We start from the raw sequence: 19,978 nt of genomic DNA on the forward strand, positions 1-19,978 counted from the left end.
TGACCGACCCCAATCTCGTCATGCCTTAGGCGACGAGTTGCTTCACCGCAGCCGAGATCATCACGAGCCCGCCCGTGATCACCGCAACGTCGAGGATCGCGGCGTGGATATGCACCGGCATCCGCTCGACAAAGGCCTTTGCCAGGAACGCGCCCGGCACTGCCATCCCGCCGATCAGAAGCGCGAACGCCAGCACCTGCGCGGTCAAAGCGCCAGCGAGGCCGAACACCGAGATCTTGATGAGGCCGGTACCGAGCGAGATCATCGCGTCGGTGGCGATCACCGCCGCGCCTTCGAGGCCCGCGGCCATCAGCAGCGAGAGCAGGATCACGCCAGAGCCCGAGGTGCCGCCGACCAGCACGCCATAACCGACCGACCCTGCTGCAAGACCCGTATTGCCGATCTTGACCTGGCGGCGGCGTAGCACGCGGCGCAGCGGCACACTCAGGATCAGCATGGTGCCGATCACCAGCGCCGCGCCGGCATTGGTGAGGCGCGTGTAGCCGTAGGCACCGAGTGCCGTCGTCAGCGCCGCGCAGGCGAGCACGACGAGCGCGCGGCGACGATCCGCATAGCTGACATAGGCAATGGCGCGGCTGAGATTGGTGAAGATCGCGGAGATCGCGATGATCGGCACCACGGGCTCGGCGCCGACCATCGGCACCAGCGCCAGCGGCATCAGCGCGCCGGTGCCGTAACCTGCAAGCCCACCGATGATCGAAGCAAACAACGCCATCAACGCGACCAGCAGAAGCTGCAGAAGCGAGATATCGGCGAAGGCTGATACGATGGTCAGATTCTCTGATCGCGGCTGACGCGTGCCGCAGCTTGATCGGCGATGGAAGCGAGCGCCGCCTCCTCTAGGGGAAAATCCGCGGCAAGCCAAGCGTCCTCAGCGAGCGTCAACACACGTCCGAGCGCGGGGCCTTCCGCCATGCCGCGCGCGATGAAGTCGGCGGCTTTCAGCGGGAATTTCGGCGGTGTCCAGCGTTGCGGCAGCTCGGCGAGCTCGCGCCAGCGCGCCGAATTCACCTCGCCGGCGTCCCTCGCCCAGGCCAGCAACACGCGATCGTGATAGCGCTCGGCGCCTAAGCGATAGAGCAGCCGCCGCGCATTGGACTCGTCCTTGTTGGCGAAGTTGGCGAACCGCCACCAGCGGTGCCCCATCGAATCCAGCGCCTTGGCCTCGGCATTGCTGAGCCGGAGCCGCGACGCGACGCGCTTGGCGTCCTCGGTGACGGCGACGGTCAACCCGGCGAGACGCCGGGTCGCGCTCGCCGGCAGGCCGAGCTCGTGCTCGATCGCAATCATCCTCGCCAGCGGGCCGGTATAGGCGACGCCGCCGATCAGCGACTGCAGGAGGCCCCCGTCGGCCATGGCGAGCGCCGCGGCCGCAGCACCGCCGGCGACCAGCAGCTTGAGTATTTCCATGCGCACCCGCTCGGCCGAGAGACCGGCAAGCCCGGCGCGGCCGCGGATGCAGGCGAGATAGCCGTCGCGGTCCGGCTCACCGGCGCCGAAGGCGGCGTGGATGCGGAAGAAGCGCAGGATGCGCAAGTAATCTTCCGCGATGCGCTGGTCGGGATCGCCGATGAAGCGCACGCGCCGCGCGGCGACGTCGGCAAGCCCGCCGACGTAGTCGTGCACCACGCCGTGTCCGTCGACCGACAGCCCGTTCATCGTGAAGTCGCGCCGCTCGGCGTCCCTCACCCAGTCGCGGCCGAACGCGACCTTGGCCTTGCGGCCGAAGGTCTCGGTGTCCTCGCGCAGCGTGGTGACTTCATAGGGGTGCCCGTCGATGACCAGGGTGATGGTACCGTGGTCGATGCCGGTCGGCACGCTCTTGATGCCGGCGCTCTTTGCACGCCGCATCACCTCCTCCGGCAGTGCGGTGGTCGCGATATCCATGTCGCCCGGCCGCAAGCCGAGCAGTGCGTTGCGCACGGCGCCGCCGACCACGCGCGCCTCCTCGCCGTCCGCGTTCAACAGTTGCAGGACGCGCGCGGTCCCGCCGGAGGTCAGCCAGGAAGCATCGGCAAGCAGCGGCTCCGCGCTCATCGGCCCGCCCCTATTTCTCGACGCCCGGCACGAGCCTGCCGTTCTCGACATGCGCGGGGACGTAGGTCGAGTTCGGCGATGCGCCGGTGAAATGCGCAAGGCCCACCAGGCTGGCGATCACCAGCACCAGCGCGACCAGCCCGAGGCGGGCGATGGTATAGACCGGCCAGGACGACTGCACGAACAGGCCGGAGCGCGTCGCGACCAGGAACAGGGCATAGACCGCGAAGGGAACGAGGAAGATTCCGATCTCGGTCAGCGCCGGCCGGATCATGGCAAATAGATCCGCTCATACAACACACGCAATATGCCGGCGGTCGCGCCCCAGATGTACCGCTCCGCGAACGGCATCGCGTAATAGAAGCGCTCCATGCCGCGGAATTCCTTGCTGTGCACCTGGTGGTTCGCCGGATTCATCAGGAAGGATAGCGGCACCTCGAAGGCGTCATCAACCTCGGAATGGTTGATCACAAGCTCAAATCCAGGCCGGATCCTTGCAACCGTCGGCAGGATGCGGAAGCCGAAGGCGGTGCCGTAGAGATCGAGATAGCCGACCGGCTCGACGAAGTCACGCAACAGCCCGACCTCTTCCTCGGCCTCGCGCAACGCCGCATCGCGCGGCGAGGCGTCGATCGCGTCGATCTTGCCGCCGGGAAAGGCGATCTGCCCGGCGTGGTCGTTCAGATGCGCCGAGCGCTGCGTCAGCAGCACGGTCGGCTCGGGCCGATCGACGACCGGGATCAGGACCGCCGCGGGGCGGACCGGCTGCTCGCGCGCAACGATCTCGAGCATCTTGTCGGTGCCGGGATCACCCGACATCGGCACGATGTTGGGATCATAGAGGGCCGGCGGCACGTCGAAGGTCAGCCGCGCCTTGGAGCGGGCGAAAAAATCCGCCGCGCCCAACCGGGCAGGTTCGTCCTTCGGTAGCGGCTTGGTCAAAGCGCGGCCCTCACCTGCTCAGCATCCGCCATGGCGAAGAATTCGCCGGCCGACTCGACACCGAACATTGGCTGGCCATCGACCACCCGCTCCTCGCCCATGTCAACCAGATCGTAATAGAGCGCGCGTGTCACCTTGGCCCAAAGGTCAGAGCGCACGTGCAGATAGGGTGTCAGCCCGCCGTCGGCCGCCTGCTCGAAGCGCAAGCGATGCGCAGCATCGCACCTCACCCAGTCGTCGACATTGGTGCGGAAGCTCAGCACGCGATGGTTGCCCTCGCCTTCCGTCAGCATCTCGACCGCCATGAACGGCGCGTCATCGACGCGAATCCCGACCTTCTCGACAGGCGTGACGAGAAAGTGCTTGTCCCCTTCGCGTTTCAGGATGGTCGAGAACAGGCGCACCAGCGCCGGGCGGCCGATTGGCGTGCCCATGTAGAACCATGTACCGTCGGAGGCGATTCGAATGTCGAGATCGCCGCAAAACGGTGGATTCCACAGATGCACCGGAGGCAGCCCTTTTTGGGCAGCGCCGGCGTTCTTGGCGGCGGCGGTCAGCCCGTCAAGACCCCGATTGGTGCTCTGCCCTTGGTTCGCCATGGTTTGCCCTGACTTTGTCTTTGGCACGATTGGTGCAGGTCTACGTTGTACCTCGGTGAGCGGTTCCACACCGGAATCATCCGGTGTGCAAGGTCGCCACTTCGTGATGCCGTACATATCCCGAAGCCGATAAGGTGGGGATAGGTTAATTCAGCGAATACAGAGCCTTCCTGCAAGCCTAGCATGGGGGCCATGAGCTGACATGACGACGCAAGCAGGCCGCGTAAGAGGCTTAAGGAGCTGACGGATGGCGGAAAGTGTCGAAAAACTCGAGGACGTGATCGTCCGCTCGGCAGAGCAGGTGTCGGGGCAGATTCGCGCCGCCAAGGACGCGATCGCAACCGTCATCTTCGGCCAGGACCGCGTGATCGAGAACACGCTGGTGACGATCCTCTCCGGCGGTCACGCGCTGCTGATCGGCGTTCCGGGTCTCGCCAAGACCAAGCTCGTCGAGACGCTCGGCGTCACGCTGGGTCTCGATGCCAAGCGCATCCAGTTCACGCCCGACCTGATGCCATCGGACATTCTCGGCGCCGAAGTGCTCGACGAGAGCACCGCCGGAAAGCGCTCGTTCCGCTTCATCGCCGGCCCGGTCTTCGCGCAGCTCCTGATGGCCGACGAAATCAACCGCGCCAGCCCGCGCACGCAGTCCGCGCTCCTGCAAGCGATGCAGGAGCAGCACATCACGGTAGCCGGCGCGCGTCATGACCTGCCGAAACCGTTCCATGTGCTCGCGACCCAAAACCCGCTGGAGCAGGAAGGCACCTATCCGCTGCCGGAAGCGCAGCTCGACCGCTTCCTGATGGAAATCGACGTCGACTATCCCGATCGCGACGCCGAGCGGCGCATCCTGTTCGAAACCACCGGCGCCGAAGAGACGCTGGCAAAGGGATCGATGACGGCGGATGCGCTGATCACGGCCCAGCGGCTGGTGCGGCGGCTGCCGGTCGGCGATTCCGTGGTGGAGGCCATCCTGTCGCTGGTGCGCTCGGCGCGTCCCGGCCCCGACGGTGGCGAAACCGGCAAGCTGATTGCCTGGGGACCCGGTCCCCGCGCCAGCCAGTCGCTGATGCTGGCGGTGCGCGCACGTGCGCTGCTCGACGGCCGCCTCGCGCCGTCGATCGACGACGTGCTCGACCTCGCCGAGCCGGTGCTGAAGCACCGCATGGCACTGACGTTCCAGGCGCGCGCCGAAGGCCGCACGATTCCGGACGTGATCCGGCAATTGAAGACACGGATCGGTTGATGGCCGCAGACAACGGGCACACGGCGAGGGAGATCATTGCGATCCGACGTGCCGATGGCGAAAGCCGTACGCTCGCCGCTTCGCTGCCGCGCCTGGTGTTAGAGGCCCGTCGCATTGCCGCCAACGTCATCCACGGCCTGCATGGCCGCCGTCGCGCCGGCTCGGGCGAAAGTTTCTGGCAGTATCGCCGCTTCGTCTCCGGCGAGCCGTCGCAGAACGTCGATTGGCGCCGCTCGGCGCGTGACGACCATCTCTATGTCCGCGAGCAGGAATGGGAGGCCGCGCACACGGTATGGATCTGGCCCGACCGCTCGCCTTCGATGGCATTTGCATCAAGGAACGCACGCGACTCCAAGCTCGAGCGCACGCTGATCGTGGCATTCGCGCTGGCCGAGCTGCTCGTCTCCGGCGGCGAACGCGTCGGCATTCCCGGCCTGATGGCGCCGACCGCGAGCCGCAGCATCATCGACAAGATGGCGCAGGCGATGCTGCATGACGACGCCGAGCGGCCGAGCCTGCCGCCGTCCTTCGTGCCCTCGGCACTCGCCGAGACTGTCGTGCTGTCCGATTTCTGGTCGCCGATCGCGGAGATCAGGAGCACGCTCGCGGCGCTCTCCGGCTCCGGCGCCCATGGCACGCTGGTGCAGATCGTCGATCCCGCCGAGGAGACCTTCCCCTATTCCGGCCGCGTCGAATTCGTCGAGCCCGAGGGCTTTGGCGAGATCACGGCGGGGCGCGCCGAAAGCTGGGCCCAGGATTACACCGCGCGGCTCGCGCTGCATCGCGACCAGATCCGCGACGAGACCAACAAGCTCGACTGGCTGTTCGCCACCCACGTCACCGATCGCTCCGCCGCCGAACTGCTGCTGTTCCTGCATGCCGGCATGCAGGTGAGCAAGTCGGGCGCGCGCTCGACCACCGTCAAAGCGGGACCAGCCGCATGATCGGAAGCCTGCCGCTCGCCTTCACCGAACCGCTGCTCCTGATCGGGCTCGTCAGCCTGCCGGTGCTGTGGTGGCTGCTGCGCGTGATGCCGCCGCGGCCGCGCCGCATCGAATTCCCACCGACGCGCCTGCTGTTCGACATCGCGCCGAAGGAAGAGACGCCCTCGCGCACGCCCTGGTGGCTCACCGCGCTGCGCCTGCTCGCCGCGGCGCTGGTGATTTTCGCTGCCGCCGGCCCGATCTGGAATCCGCAGACTGGGCTAGCCGGCAGCAAGGCGCCGCTGATGATCCTGTTCGACGACGGCTGGAGCGCGGCCTCGAACTGGGACACGCGGATCAAGGCAGCCGACGAGCTGATCGCGAATGCCGACAGCAACCGCCGCGCCATCGCGCTGGTGCCGCTCTCGGAGCCGAACCGCGACATCACGTTGATGCAGGCCGGGGCGGCGCGCGTTGCGCTGCGGCAACTCGCACCAAAACCCTATTCCATCGAGCGTGTTGAAACTCTCACCGCGATTGATCGTTTCCTCAAGGCAACCGGCGATTGCGAGATCGCCTGGCTCTCGGACGGTGTCGATACGGGCCGCGGTGAGGAGTTCCTGCAAGGCCTGACGAAGACGATCGGAGACCGCAGCTTGACGGTGTTTGAAGGCGGCACACCCTCCCCGCTGGCGCTGGTCGCCGCCGAGAATGCGGCCGCCAAGATGGTCGTGAAGGTGCTGCGCACCGACAGCGGCATTGCCGCCGGCACCGTGCGCGCACTGGACCAGAAGGGCTCGCCGATCGGCGAAGCCCGCTACACCTTCGCCCCGCAGGACAAAGAGACCGAGGCCGCCTTCGACCTACCGGTCGAGCTGCGCAACGACATCACCCGTCTCGAAATCTCCGGCGAGCGCTCCGCCGGCGCCGTGCAACTGCTCGACAAGCGCTGGCGGCGCCGCGCCATCGGCATCGTCTCCGGCGCAACCAGCGAGACCGCGCAGCCGCTGCTGGCACCGACCTTCTATCTCACCCGCGCGCTGGCGCCGTTCGCCGACGTCCGCCTCGCCGACAAGGGCGCGCCGCAACAAGGCATCACGCAATTCCTCGACCAGAAGCTGCCCATGATCATCCTGGCCGATGTCGGCACCATCGCCCCTGAAATTCGCGAGCGCCTCAACGCCTGGGTCGACCAGGGCGGCGTGCTGGTGCGCTTCGCAGGTCCCCGCCTCGCGCAGGCCGAGGATGACCTCGTGCCGGTGAAGCTGCGCAAGGGGGGCCGCACGCTCGGCGGCAGCCTGACCTGGGAGAAGCCGCAGCATCTCGCCGCCTTCACCGCGGACGGTCCGTTCGCCGGCGTCCCCGTCCCCAAAGACGTCACCGTGAGCCGCCAGGTGCTCGCAGAGCCCGATGCAGTGCTGGCGACCAAGAGCTGGGCCTCGCTCGAAGACGGCACGCCGCTCGTCACCGGCGAGCATCGCGGCAAGGGTCTGGTCAGCCTGTTTCATGTCTCGGCCGACATGCGCTGGTCGGACCTGCCGATGTCGGGCACCTTTGTCGACATGCTGAGGCGGATCGTCGACATGTCCGGCTACACCTCCAAGCCCGGCCCCGGCGTCGCCGGTGAGGCCAGCACCGAGACAGTGGCGCCGCTGCGCATCCTCGACGGTTTTGGCGCCTTCGGTCCGCCGCCTGCGACCGCAAAGCCGCTGTCGGCCGATTACCGCGACCGCGCGACATCAGATCATCCGCCCGGCTTCTACGGCCCGGCCGAGGGACCACTGGCCGTGAACACGCTCGCCGCCGCCGACCGCATCGCCCCGCTCAACACCGCGAGCCTGCGCGCCCGGCACGCAACCTACACCAACGCCGAGCCGCGCGATTTGCGCGGCTGGCTGCTCTCGACCTCGCTGGCGCTGTTCCTGATCGACGCCATCATCGTCGCGCTGCTCGGCGGCGGCCTCGCCGCGCTCCTGCGCCGGCGCGCGGCACCCGCCGTGCTCGCGATCGGACTGGTACTCGCCAGCCTCGCCTCGCCTGCACCATCGCGCGCCGACAGCCCTGCCGACGATTTTGCGATGAAAGCGGTGTCGCAGACTCGCCTGGCCTATGTCGTGACTGGCAATGCCGACGTCGATTCCATCGTCAAAGCCGGCATGTCCGGGCTGACGCTGTTCCTGGCGCAACGCACCGCGCTCGAGGCCGGCGATCCCGTCGGCGTCGATCCGGCGCGTGATGAGCTCGCCTTCTTCCCGCTGATCTACTGGCCGATCGTGCCGGGCGCGCCAAAACCGCCGCAGGACGCCATCAACAAGATCGACGCCTACATGAAGCAGGGCGGCACCGTGATCTTCGACACCCGCGACGCGGTCGAGGCGCCGCCCGGCGACAACGGCGCCTCGCAGACGCCGGGCATGCAGGCGCTGCGCGAGATCCTCTCCTCGCTCGACGTGCCCGAGCTCGAGCCGGTGCCGCGCGAGCACGTGCTGACCAAGACGTTCTATCTGCTGCGCGACTTCCCCGGCCGCTTCAACACCGGCCAGACCTGGGTCGAGACCCTGCCGCGCGAGGAAGAGGACGAGAGCGCGCAGCGTCCAGCGCGCGGCGGCGACGGCGTCTCGCCGATCATCATCACCTCGAACGATCTTGCCGGCGCCTGGGCGATCCGTCCCGACGGCCAGCCGATGCTGCCGCTGACCCAGAGCGAGCCGCGCCAGCGCGAATTCGCCTTCCGCGCCGGCGTCAACATCGTGATGTACACGCTGACCGGCAACTACAAGGCCGACCAGGTGCACGCGCCGGCGCTGATCGAGCGGCTCGGGCAATAGGAGCGACATGAATACATGAATTACGGCATCGCGTTCACGCCGCTTGTTCCCACGATCGTCTTGTGGATCGCGCTTGCCGCGATCGTGGTCATCGCTATTTTCCTGCTGCTTGCGCGCGCACGAGGCGCGGCGGTGCGCGTCGCCGCGCTGGCGCTGTTCCTGCTTGCGCTCGCAAACCCCTCCTTCACCCGCGAGGACCGCGATCCCCTCACCTCGGTCGCCGCCGTCGTCGTCGACAAGAGCCCGAGCCAGAACTTTGGCAATCGCACCAAGGAAGCCGCCCAGGCGCAGGAGGCGCTGGTCGACAGCCTGAAGCGGATCAAGGGACTCGAGGTGCGCGTCGTCGAGGCTGGACAGGCCGACGGCGAGACCGACGGCACAAAACTGTTTGGCGCGCTCACCTCCGCGCTCTCCGACGTGCCGGTCGATCGCGTCGCCGGCGCGTTCCTGATCACCGACGGCCGGGTGCATGACATCCCGGCGAATGCCGCCGCGATCGGCTTCCAGGCGCCGGTGCATGCGCTGATCACCGGGCAGAAGAACGAGCGCGACCGCCGCATCGCAATCACCGCCGCACCGCGCTTCGGCATCGTGGGCCAGACCCAGACCATCACCTACCGTCTCGACGACCAGGGGGTGACTGGCGAACGCGCCAAGGTCACCATCCGCCGTGACGGCGAGACGATCAGCGAGCGCACGCTGTCGAGCGGCCAGACCGCAAGCGTCGACGTCGACATCAAGCATGCCGGTCCGAACATCGTCGAGATCGAGGCCTCGCCGCTCGAGAAGGAGCTGACGCCGGTCAACAACCGCGCCGTGGTGGCGATCGACGGCGTGCGCGACAAGCTGCGCGTGCTGCTGGTCTCCGGTGAGCCGCATTCCGGCGAGCGTACCTGGCGCAACCTGCTCAAGTCCGACGCCAGCGTCGATCTCGTGCATTTCACCATCCTGCGCCCGCCGGAGAAGCAGGACGGCACGCCGATCAACGAATTGTCGCTGATCGCGTTTCCGACCCGCGAATTGTTTCAGCAGAAGATCAACGAATTCCAGTTGATCATCTTCGATCGCTATGCCCGCCAGGGCGTGCTGCCGATCGCCTATTTCGACAACATCGCGCGCTATGTGCGCTCGGGCGGCGCGGTGCTGGTCTCGGCCGGTCCCGACTACGCCTCCAACACCAGCATCTGGCGCACGCCCCTGGATTCGGTGCTGCCGGCCGAGCCGGTCGGCGTCACCGAGAAGCCGTTCTATGCGCACCTCTCAGACACCGGCAAACGCCATCCCGTGACGCGCGGCCTCGAAGGCTCGGCGAGCGAGCCGCCGCATTGGGCCCGATTCTTCCGTACCGTCGACACCAGGAATGCGACCGGCTCGCCAGTCATGACCGGCGCCGACGGCAAGCCGCTGTTGTTCCTGTCGCGGTTCGGCGAAGGCCGCGTCGCGCTGCTGCTCTCCGACCACATCTGGCTGTGGGCGCGCGGCTATGAGGGCGGCGGACCGCATCTCGATCTGCTGCGGCGGATGTCGCACTGGCTGATGAAGCAGCCGGATCTCGACGAGGAGGCGTTGCGTCTTCAGGTGCAGGGCAAGGATCTCGTCGTGGTGCGCCAGACCATGTCCGACAGCGTGCAGCCGGTGACAGTGACCTCGCCCTCCGGCGTGACGCGCGATCTCACGCTCAACGCTGGCGACCCCGGCGAATGGCGCGCCAGCCTGCCGGCCGGCGAGTTAGGTCTCTGGCAGGCCACCGACGGCACCCTGAAGGCGCTGATCAATGTCGGTCCAACCAATCCGAAGGAATTTTCGGAGGTCACCTCGACCGCCGAGACGTTGAAGCCGCTGACGCAGGCGACCGGCGGCGATGCCGTGCGCGTCGTCGACGGATCGAGCGTCGATCTGCCGCGTGTCGTGCCGGTTCGCTCGGCTAGCGTCTTCCACGGCGACGGCTGGATGGGGGTCAGGATGCGCGATGCCAGCGTGGTGAAAGGCGTCGGCGTGCTGCCGATCTTCGCCGGGCTGATCGGGCTGCTGCTCCTGCTCGGTGCGTTCGCCGCGACCTGGGTGCGCGAAGGGCGCTGAGCCCCACGAATTCCGTTGCATGAAGATCACATCGGGAGGCCGGCCACAGCGGCCGCGCCTCCCGCAGTTGACATGCGCGCCACGATCCTGCGATGTTACATTGTAACATCGTGATGGCCGGGGGATTGGCCCGCCGCGATGCGGGGGTGCGTTTTCGAATGAAGTGGTTCCGCTCGAACGTCAGGCATGGCGCCCGGCTCGCGATCTTCGCGATGCTGATGCAGCTCGCGCTGACCTTCGGCCACAGCCACTGGTTCGCGCAGGCTGCCCCCCTGCTCCAGTCGTCGCAACAGGCGGGCGGCATCGCGTCCGTCGATCGTGCAGCACTGCAGAAGCAGTCGCCGGCCAACCCCGACCACGACCAGCAGGGCGACGACAATTGCGCCATCTGCGCCGTCGTCTCGATGGCGAGCACGGTCGTGTTCGCGACGCCGCCGCTGCTGCATCTGCCGCAGGCGGTCGAATTCCTCTACCGCACCACCGACGCCGAATTCATCCATCTGAAGTCGGCCGGCCACGCGTTCCAGCCGCGCGCCCCACCCGCTTCCTGATCTCCGTCGATTGAACCGCCCAACGGGCTGCCGCCGTCGTGCGCGCAAGCCTCCGTCGGGCTTTCGAAAATTGATCCGCCGCGTGTCGGCGGCAGGCGCTCGTTGTCGAAGCCGGATTTCGGCCGCGCCTGATCGGAATCAGGACGATGTTGGTATCTTCAGGACCCCGCTTGGCGGGCGCAGGCATAGCCACGCTCACGCTTTTCTATCTCAACAGCACCGCCATGGCGCAGACCGCCGCGCCGAGCGCCGCCACGACCTTGCCCAGCGTTGAGGTCACTGCCCCCCCACGCGTGCATCCATCGCGTCCACCGAAGGTTCGCACCGTACGAAAGCGTCTCCAGGCGCCGGAAACGCCGCCGTCGACCGAGGCGCAGACCGTGGCTGGGCAGAATGCGCAGTTCGACCAGACCCGCGACAACGTCGTCGCCCCCATCGGCGCCACCTCGCACACGATGAACCGACAGGCGATCGAGGCGCTGCCCCAGGGCAACAACGCGACGCTGGACAAGGTGCTGCTGCAATTCCCCGGAGTGACCCAGGATTCGGCGGCCAGTGGCGAGTTGCACGTGCGCAACGAGCACGCCAACTTGCAGTACCGCATCAACGGCGTCATGCTCCCCGACGGCGTCGGCGCATTCGGGCAGATCCTCGATACCGGGATTGTCGGCAGCATGAGCCTCCTCACCGGCGCATTGCCCGCGCAGTACGGCTTCCGCACCGCCGGCGTGCTGGACATCCAGACCAAGGCGGACGCCTTCAACAATTCCGGCGTCGTCGGCGTCTATGGCGGCAGCAACGGCACGATCTCGACGAACGTCGAATATGGCGGGACCGCCGGGCAGACACAGTATTTCGTCTCGGGCCGCTTCCTCCAGAACAATCTCGGCATCGAGAATCCGACGGCATCTGTGAACGCGATCCATGACCGCACCAATCAGGAGAAGGGATTCCTCTATATGTCGACGGTGCTCGATCCCACCAGCCGCCTGACCTTCATGAGCGGCGTGTCGAACGCGACGTTCCAGATCCCGAACAATCCCGGACAGACGCCGAACTTCACGGCATTCGGCGTGTCCAATTTCGACTCGTCGAAGCTCAACGAGCACCAGAACGAGTTCAACCAGTTCAACGTCGCTGCCTACCAGAAGTCAGTCGGCGAATGGGACACCCAGATCGCCTATTTCAACCGTTACAGCCAGTTGCACTTCTACCCCGACCCGATCGGCGATCTCGTCTTCAACGGCGTGTCCTCCGACGTCTACCGGCAGAGCCTCGTCAACGGCATCCAACAGGACACCGCCTGGCGCGTCGGCTATGCCCACACGCTGCGCTTCGGCTTCAGCGTCAGCGCGGAGCGGACATTGGTCAACAACGGCTCGACCGTGCTGCCGCTGGCCGACCCGACCGATCCTGCCGCAGGCACGATCGATGCGCCGTTCTCGATCTTCGATTCCAATGCCAAGACCGGCTGGTTGATCGGGACCTATCTCCAGGACGAGTGGCGGATCGCCAGCAATCTGACCCTGAACGCCGGATTGCGTTTCGACCAGATGTACCAGTATGTGAACGCCAACCAGCTCAGCCCTCGCGTCAGCCTGACATGGAAGCCGTTCGACGGTACCACGTTCCATGCCGGCTATGCGCGCAACTTCACTCCGCCGTCGCAGGTGATCGCCTCGCCCACCAATCTTGCGCTGGTGACGCCGCCCAACGTGCCAGCGAACACGCTGACGCCGGAGGTTCCGGTCAGCAGTCCGGTATTGCCGGAGCGGTCACACGTGTTCGACGTCGGCGTGGTGCAGAAGATCTATCCGATCCCGGGCCTCGAGGTCGGGGTCGACGGCTACTACAAGATCGCGCGCAATCTGCTCGACGACGGCCAGTTCGGCGCGGCCTATGTGCTGAACGGCTTCAACTACGATCGCGGCGAGAACATCGGCCTCGAGGTCAAGTCGACCTATCACAATGGCAATTTCAACGCTTATGCCAATCTCGCCTGGGCCAGGCAGATCGCGACCAACATCGTCTCGAACCAGTACCTGTTCGGCCAGGACGAGCTCAACTACATCGCGACCCACTATGTCTCCACCGACCACGCGCAGACGCTGACGGCCTCGGCGGGCGCGTCCTATCTGTGGGACGGCACGCGCTACAGCGTGTCGATGATCTATGGCAGCGGCCTGCGCGCGGGCTTTGCCAACACCGATCACCTGCCCGCCTACACGCAGGTGAACCTCGGCCTGTCGCACGACTTCAACATCGTGGCGCCGAACAAGCCGACGACGGTGCGCTTCGACGTGGTGAACCTGTTCGACACGATCTACCAGATCCGAGACGGCACCGGCATCGGCGTGTTCGCGCCGCAATACGGGCCGCGACGCGGCTTCTATGTCGGCGTCTCGCAGCGGTTCTAGGCGCGCTTCCTGCTCCCGTCGGGGCCGGCCGGCCCCGACGCTTGCGGACGCTTCGTGGCATGCCCACGAGCACCGTCCGCCTTCCGCATCGTTCAACCCCGAATGACCATGCGATGAACCTTCGAACGGTCATGCTTCAGAGCGAAAGCAGATAGAAGCAACCGGTCCCTGCATGCCCTCAGGAGCAGCTCTCCCACTTGCCGCTCGCGCGTCTTGAAGGCATGCGTCGTGCAGCAGTCGGCGAGCACAAAGCCCTCGAGTTCGCCGAAGCAATCGAAGATGATCTCGGCGACCTTCCCTGTGTACTCGACGACATCGAGGCAGGGACTTGGGACTTCGACCGGCGCGCCATTCGGCGACGGTGGAATGGCATTGGGATCGCCCCCAAGCCCGGCGACGCGGTCCGCCAGGAATGCGACATACCGCTGCAGCACGGCAAACCACCGGTTTGACGGCGCAGTCTGCTGCAATCGCCATTTCATGATCGCCAGGGTGTCTTCCTCGGGACGCAGCATCACGGCAGACGTCGAGACTGGAATCTTGATCTGAAACGTTCCAATGACATATCGCCAGGAAAATGGTTGGCGCGGAACAGCGACGTCCGGACTGGCATTCCTCTCGAGAACTGGCCTCTGGATCGAAACGTCGCGTTTCGAGACTTGCCGTCCCACGCGCCTGACGATCACATTGAATTCCTCACCGGTGACGACGGTGGTGGGAAGGTCCACCGTGAGGAGACCTGCGAAGTTTTCGCCCGCATTCATCGGGATCGGCACATAGGTGACGCCGCCCGTGATCTTGCACTGGATCGTATTCGTGTCTCCTGCCGTCAGGGAATGTGCAGGATAAAGCTGCGATGCGAGCGCAAGCACGTCGGTGGCCTGAACCTGCGGCCAATAGATCGAGGCGACGCTCCCATGTGGAATTTTGCCCCAGTCGATCATCAGCTCGTCGACGAGCGTCTTTCGGCTGACCATGGTGCTCGGCCGGATATCGAACGTTTGCGGGATCCGGTGCGTCGAGGCGGGCCCGGGATTGTCCGAGACCGTCACCTGGAGATTGCGCTGCGCCAGCTTGTCCGACGCCTCGGGACGTGCCCCGATGAAGATCGGAGCATCGTCGAACGCGATCTGGGCCACCAGACAGTGGTGAGTTCCGGCAAGCCACGCCAGAGCCTGCTTGCCGTCGATCACGTTGGCGGAATCATAAAGGTTCAGGAAGCACCCGTAGTAGACCCAGATGCTGTCCTTCCCGCTCGTGATCTCGATATCGCGGTTGTTGACGCCACCTTTGTCGTAATCGGTGTTACCGGCGAGATTTCCGGTCGCGAAGAACGGTAGCGTGACGTGACCGGCGCCGACCTGGGGCGAACCGGGCAAGCCCGCCGCATCCGGATTGAAGGGGTAGGTCGTACTCGTTTGATAGTCCGTATCGGGGCTCTGCGTCACGAACAGCCTGAAAAACACGCGGGCATTCTTGGCTTCGCCTGCCGGGCCCGCGGTGCCGCGCATGCGGACTCTCGCCACCGCGAAGTTGTAGTTGTTGAAGATCCTGAACGTCGGCGGGAACGTGGGCGTGAGCTGGATGGTGAATGGGGTCACGGAGGAATCGGCCTGCAATGCCGCCCCCTGGCTCGGAAGAATCGAGTTGAAGGGATCGGCCCCGGCCGGATCGCTGAAATTGTTGTTCAGGAACGTGAGCAGGTCCTGGACATAGGTGAATGCGCCGTTGACGCTGTCACTTGCAAAGGCCGGCGCACCGGCAACCGGATGCTGGGACAGGCCGGGCGTCGCAGTGAAGACCCTGAGGTCCTGGCTCAGATAGAAGACATTGTTCTGGGTCGGATCGACATTGGTGAAATAGGGGTCTGCACCCGCCACCAGTTCAAACAGCGTCGAAGCGTTCGTGCCCGGCACCTGGTTGCCGTCGGTCGCAAGGAAGGCATCGAGCTCTAAGGTCTGACTGCCGGACGCCGGGAAATGCGTGAGGGCCGCGTTCGAGAACGTGATGTCGAACGGGACTCGTATCCTCTGCTGCGCGCCGGGGTCTGCACCGTTCTCAAAATCGATGTTTGAATTTTGAGTGATCGAGATCCCGCTGAGGTTGGCGAACGCTCCTGTCGGCAGCGGGACCGTGACGTTGAGAGAGCTGAACGTGTTCTTGCTGAATCCGTCGACGACGAGCCAGAACGCCTGCTCGAACGTCCCGCCGCTGGTGTTGATGACATCCTGCACTTCATCCTTGCCGAAGGTGTCCTTGTCCACCAGGAAGGTCAAAGTGCCGGTTGGGAGGATGCAGGCGTTGTCCGCCTTGCTCCAGTAAGCCTGGACGGAGCAGCTGACGCCGTTGACGTCGATCGTCGCGAACTGGTTGTTGCAGGTGTCGCCGATCTCGTCGTTCGTGACCGTCGAACCGTCGGGGTTGGTGCCGTTGACCAGAATGCTGTTGTTCGAGGTATCGACGTCGGGGTTGGTGCACGCCTCGATCAGCTCGTGCGAAAAGACCTTGGTGACGCAATTATGCCCCGTCAGCGAACCCGTATTGTCCACCCAAGCATAGTATCCTGTGACGCCCTTGTAGGTGAAACTCTGGTGCTGGCCCACGAAGTTGTTGGTGGTCGTGAGCTTGTTCCTGATGCCCGGCGGCACGATCACGGCGTAGAAGCGATTATGGCCTGATGCCGGAGGCGGCATGCTCGTGTGGTCGAGCCGATCCTTGAGCATCGTCTTCACGTCGTCGTCGGTATATTGATCCACCGGACTCGTGCTGTCGTTGAGATCGGTGAAGATCAGCGTGCCCTGCGCGACGCCGCGATACTGGCGCAGGCCGCCCATGTAGGGACCCGTGAGGATGCCGATAATCGCTTGCTTGTACTCGTCGCTGGAAGGAGACGGAGCAGGCGTCGTGGTCCAGAAGCTGCCCCAGAAGACCAGAATCACCTCGACATCGGTCAGCACGCGTCCGCCGCCGTCGGTTGTGCTGGTCACCGTATAGTCTGCGGAAAACTGCTCATCGCCCGATCTCGGCTGGCTATCCGGATGCGCGCGCTCGACGATCCCGCTCAATTTTCTTGATCGGCTGGCCTTCCTGGGCATCTCTCCCTCCGCTCCACTGGCCACCCCGTTTGAAGAATACTACCTGTACGGGCGTTTCCGTGTGAACTGGCTCACCAGTCGCGACTGCCGAAGCGGGGTTACGTCGGTGGCGTGTGGTCTTGCGGCAATAGCCAGCACCAACGTGGAAGGCGGAGCAGAAGCGCCGCGCCCGGGGCAATGGGGATCCACAACGGAAAGTTGCACAACAGGAAATGGCACACCGAACCCTCGTGAGAGGCTACCGAGCAGGGTTCGCTGTCTTGGAATAGAGCGCCATTCGCTTCGCTCCCAGCGCCCTTCGGAACGTAGCGGCGCGATCAAAGCGCAGGAGATACCGGTTTCGCCACGATAGGACTCCGGCGCCAATCGTGTAGATTGATGCGATATCCACTGGCCCGGCCTTTCGCTCAGGAAACCTCGGGATACGGTTGGCCGTCGAAGGAGTCGTGATGGATAAAGCGGGCGTGCCGAATGTCTTTGTCACTGGCTACTCGGGCCCGCCGCATGGACGCGATTACGAACGATGGCGCGAGGAATTCTGCCGGTCCACTCTCCGCGTCGACGTTCAGCCGGGCAACAGCGGCAACATCGAGTGCACATTGCAAGTCAGCCTGGTGGGCGGTCTCGCGCTGGCTGCTCCCGGCGGATCGTCGGCGCGCTTCTCGCGCACGCGCGAACTCCTGAACGACGGTTACGACGACATGTGCCTCCTCATCGCCACGTCCGGTCGGGTGCGCATATGGCACGAGGGACAATCGATCGAACTGTCGGAATCGCAAATGTGTCTCGGGGACATGAGCGTGCTCTGTGGCGCGCACGTCAGCAACGAAGGCGAGAGCAAGAGCATTCGCATCCCGCGATCCCTGCTCCTCACGATCTGCCCCAAGGCGGAGGACCGGATGGCGCGGGTTCTTGGCGATCAAGATCCCATAAGAGAAGCCATCATACGCTACCACGCACTCGCCACCGAGGTTGGCCCGCAAACAGACGCGATCGGCCAGCACCTGATAGCCCAACACATGGTCGACCTCATCGGGCTGTTGCTGAGAACGGACGCCGACCGCACAGAACTTGCGAACAACAGAGGTCATTCCGCCGTACGGCTCGACCTCATGCGCGCCGAAGCCATCGCCAATTTGAGCCGGGGTGATCTGACGATCCACTCGATCGCTCAGAAGGCGGGCGTCAGTCCGCGGCATGCACAGCGGATGTTCGAACAGGCGGGGACCACGTTCACCGAATTCCTCCTTGAACAACGCCTGCTGCTCGCTCGCAGGCTGCTGCTCGATCCCCGCAACCGAGGGCGCAAGGTCAGCGATCTCGCGCATTCGGCAGGATTCGTGGACATCTCCTATTTCAACCGCGTGTTCCGACGGCGGTTCGATGCCACACCGTCCGACATTCGCCGTGCTTGAAGGAAGCGCGCCATTTCAGGTGTCTGCGCGATCATTAGTACCGTTCGCGCATGAACTCCTGACGCTTGGCGCGCGTAACCGGCACGCTGATCGGCTCTGCTTGAAAGGATCGGACGTCATCGATCAAGAAACTCCGCAACAACAGGTGACGAAGTTCGGATTCGGGACGTCGGAGAGACGAGCCATTGGCGGCGGCTCCGTCATCCGGTGATCAGGGCCCGGCCCGGACGCGCGAAGGTACTGCGTCCGTCGGCGACCACGGCCTCGCCTGCGACGAATACCGAACGGATGCCCGCGGGCATTTCCGTCGGCGCCTCGAACGTCGCCTTGTCCATGATGGTATCGTCGAACAGAGTCATATCCGCGATCATGCCCGGTCGCAGGATGCCGCGGTCGGACAGGCCGAAGCGCTGGGCGGGCATCGCGGTCATTCGCCGCACGGCATCTTCCAAAGTCAGCCAGCCTTGCTCACGCGTCAGCCGGCCGGCGACGCGCGGGAAACTGCCATAGGCGCGCGGATGCGGCTTGGTGCCCGGGCGCGGAATGCCGTCGGAGCCGACCATGTGCAGGCGATGGGTGAAGGCCGCACGCAGGTCAGCCTCATCGAGCTGGAACATGATGATGCCGGTCTGACCCTGGTCTTCCTCGATACACCGAACCATGAGATCGAACGGCGAGATGCCGAGCTCGCGCGCGGCGTCGACCATCGACTTGCCCTCGAGCGGTTTCAGCGCGGGATTGCCGGTGCCGGAAATGCGCACATTATGCCAGCCGATCAGCACGATCTTGGACTGCGCGGCATGCGGATCGGGATCGCCTTCCTCCACCAGCACGCGAAGCTGCTCGCGCTTGCCCGGATCGCGCAACCGCGCGCGCAGCGCGTCGATGCCGCCTTCGAGCGCGGCCGGCGGTAGCAATTGCAGCATGTAGGAGCTGCCGGCAGGATACGGATACATGTCGAAGGAGATATCGATCCCCTCCGCTCGTGCGGCCTCGAGCCGGTCGAGCGCCTTAGGGATAGCGCCCCAGTTCGGCTTTCCTGCCGACTGAAGATGCGACAGCAGACCCGCCGCGCCGGAGACGCGCAGGATCGCGATGAACTCGTCGATGGAGCTCAGCAGGCCCGCTTCGTAGCTGCGGACATGCGCCGTGAGCAGCTTGCCGTGAGCGCGCACGGTCGCTGCCAGTGCGCACAGTTCATTGGTGTCGGCATAGGCGCTCGGCGGATAGACGAGGCCGAGCGACAGGCCGGCTGCGCCCTGGCTGAGCTGCTCTGCGAGCAGTGCCTGCATGGCCGCGACCTCCCGGTCCGTCGCCGCGCGGCGTTCGTAACCGAGAACTGCGAGCCGGATCGCGGCATGCCCGACCAAGGAGACGAGGTTGAGCGCCACGCCCGGCCCTTCCAGGGCCAGCCGGTAGCCGTCGAAACTGTCGAAGACTTCGTTCGCGCGGGTTTCACCCGCGAGGCCCGAGAAGTGCTGGCGCAGCATCTCGGCGGAGTTTGCGGTCGCTGGATAGAGCGAAAAGCAGCAATTGCCGACCACGAGCGTGGTCACGCCTTGCAGTGCCTTCTCGGGCCTATCAGGCTCGCGCAGGCAGATCAGATCGTCATGGCAGTGAGCGTCGATGAAGCCCGGCGCGAGGTAGCATCCGCGCGCGTCGATGATTTCGGACCCGTCCGCGGGCAAGGAGGCGCCGATCGCCGCGATGCGGTTGCCGCTGATGCGCAGGTCGGCCTCGAACCACGGCGCGCCCGTGCCGTCGATCAGCCGGGCATTGCGGATGAGGGTATCCCTACCCTGGTTCGGACCTTGGGGCATGCTCC

Annotated in this window: 14 protein-coding genes; 7 read left to right on the forward strand and 7 right to left on the reverse strand. The window is 65.3% G+C overall.

Annotated elements, in window-relative coordinates:
• Window positions 1-25 precede the first annotated feature (25 nt).
• From NLN62_RS05920 to NLN62_RS05940, 5 genes are read right to left on the reverse strand one after another with little or no spacing between them, the layout of a single operon-like run.
• The gene (locus NLN62_RS05920) at window positions 26-796 is read right to left on the reverse strand and encodes a TSUP family transporter (RefSeq protein WP_254113349.1); all 771 of its coding nucleotides are present in this window, start codon (window positions 794-796) and stop codon (window positions 26-28) included.
• Window positions 793-2,058, reverse strand: a complete 1,266-nt coding sequence (locus tag NLN62_RS05925; RefSeq protein ID WP_254107923.1) for a CCA tRNA nucleotidyltransferase — start codon at window positions 2,056-2,058, stop codon at window positions 793-795. The genes NLN62_RS05920 and NLN62_RS05925 overlap by 4 nt, the downstream gene beginning before the upstream one ends.
• 10 nt (window positions 2,059-2,068) lie before the next feature.
• Window positions 2,069-2,332, reverse strand: a complete 264-nt coding sequence (locus NLN62_RS05930; RefSeq protein WP_027522823.1) for a DUF6111 family protein — start codon at window positions 2,330-2,332, stop codon at window positions 2,069-2,071.
• Window positions 2,329-3,000, reverse strand: coding sequence for a CoA pyrophosphatase (locus NLN62_RS05935; RefSeq protein ID WP_027522822.1), 672 nt, complete (start codon window positions 2,998-3,000; stop codon window positions 2,329-2,331). The genes NLN62_RS05930 and NLN62_RS05935 overlap by 4 nt, the downstream gene beginning before the upstream one ends.
• Window positions 2,997-3,599: a DUF1285 domain-containing protein gene (locus NLN62_RS05940; RefSeq protein WP_027522821.1), complete on the reverse strand. Its 603-nt coding sequence runs from the start codon at window positions 3,597-3,599 to the stop codon at window positions 2,997-2,999. Before NLN62_RS05940 ends, NLN62_RS05935 begins: the two co-directional genes overlap by 4 nt.
• Window positions 3,600-3,846: 247 nt before the next feature.
• Between NLN62_RS05940 and NLN62_RS05945 the strand changes: the two genes are divergently transcribed.
• The 6 genes from NLN62_RS05945 (at window position 3,847) to NLN62_RS05970 (ending at window position 13,643) form a co-directional block, all read left to right on the forward strand.
• Window positions 3,847-4,845, forward strand: coding sequence for a MoxR family ATPase (locus NLN62_RS05945; RefSeq protein WP_027522820.1), 999 nt, complete (start codon window positions 3,847-3,849; stop codon window positions 4,843-4,845).
• A complete protein-coding gene (locus NLN62_RS05950; protein WP_027522819.1) occupies window positions 4,845-5,789 on the forward strand; it encodes a DUF58 domain-containing protein in 945 nt (314 codons plus the stop codon). The genes NLN62_RS05945 and NLN62_RS05950 overlap by 1 nt, the downstream gene beginning before the upstream one ends.
• Entirely contained in the window at window positions 5,786-8,596 is a 2,811-nt protein-coding gene (locus NLN62_RS05955; RefSeq protein ID WP_254107925.1) for a DUF4159 domain-containing protein, read from the forward strand. The genes NLN62_RS05950 and NLN62_RS05955 overlap by 4 nt, the downstream gene beginning before the upstream one ends.
• A gap of 15 nt (window positions 8,597-8,611) precedes the next feature.
• On the forward strand, window positions 8,612-10,675 hold the full coding sequence (locus tag NLN62_RS05960; protein ID WP_254107927.1) for a hypothetical protein: 2,064 nt from the start codon (window positions 8,612-8,614) through the stop codon (window positions 10,673-10,675).
• 158 nt (window positions 10,676-10,833) lie between these two features.
• Window positions 10,834-11,226, forward strand: coding sequence for a DUF2946 domain-containing protein (locus NLN62_RS05965; RefSeq protein ID WP_254107929.1), 393 nt, complete (start codon window positions 10,834-10,836; stop codon window positions 11,224-11,226).
• 170 nt (window positions 11,227-11,396) lie between these two features.
• Window positions 11,397-13,643, forward strand: a complete 2,247-nt coding sequence (locus tag NLN62_RS05970; protein ID WP_254107931.1) for a TonB-dependent receptor — start codon at window positions 11,397-11,399, stop codon at window positions 13,641-13,643.
• A gap of 92 nt (window positions 13,644-13,735) precedes the next feature.
• On the opposite strand, the gene NLN62_RS05975 is transcribed toward NLN62_RS05970, so the two are convergent.
• Window positions 13,736-16,738: a hypothetical protein gene (locus NLN62_RS05975; protein ID WP_254107933.1), complete on the reverse strand. Its 3,003-nt coding sequence runs from the start codon at window positions 16,736-16,738 to the stop codon at window positions 13,736-13,738.
• Between the two features lie 449 nt (window positions 16,739-17,187).
• On the opposite strand from NLN62_RS05975, the gene NLN62_RS05980 reads away from it, so the two are divergent.
• Complete coding sequence (locus tag NLN62_RS05980; RefSeq protein ID WP_254107935.1) at window positions 17,188-18,153, forward strand: AraC family transcriptional regulator; 966 nt, start codon at window positions 17,188-17,190, stop codon at window positions 18,151-18,153.
• Between the two features lie 200 nt (window positions 18,154-18,353).
• On the opposite strand, the gene NLN62_RS05985 is transcribed toward NLN62_RS05980, so the two are convergent.
• Entirely contained in the window at window positions 18,354-19,973 is a 1,620-nt protein-coding gene (locus tag NLN62_RS05985) for an amidohydrolase family protein (protein WP_254107937.1), read from the reverse strand.
• Window positions 19,974-19,978 lie beyond the last annotated feature (5 nt).

Source organism: Bradyrhizobium sp. CCGUVB23, assembly GCF_024199885.1.
Classification (GTDB): domain Bacteria; phylum Pseudomonadota; class Alphaproteobacteria; order Rhizobiales; family Xanthobacteraceae; genus Bradyrhizobium.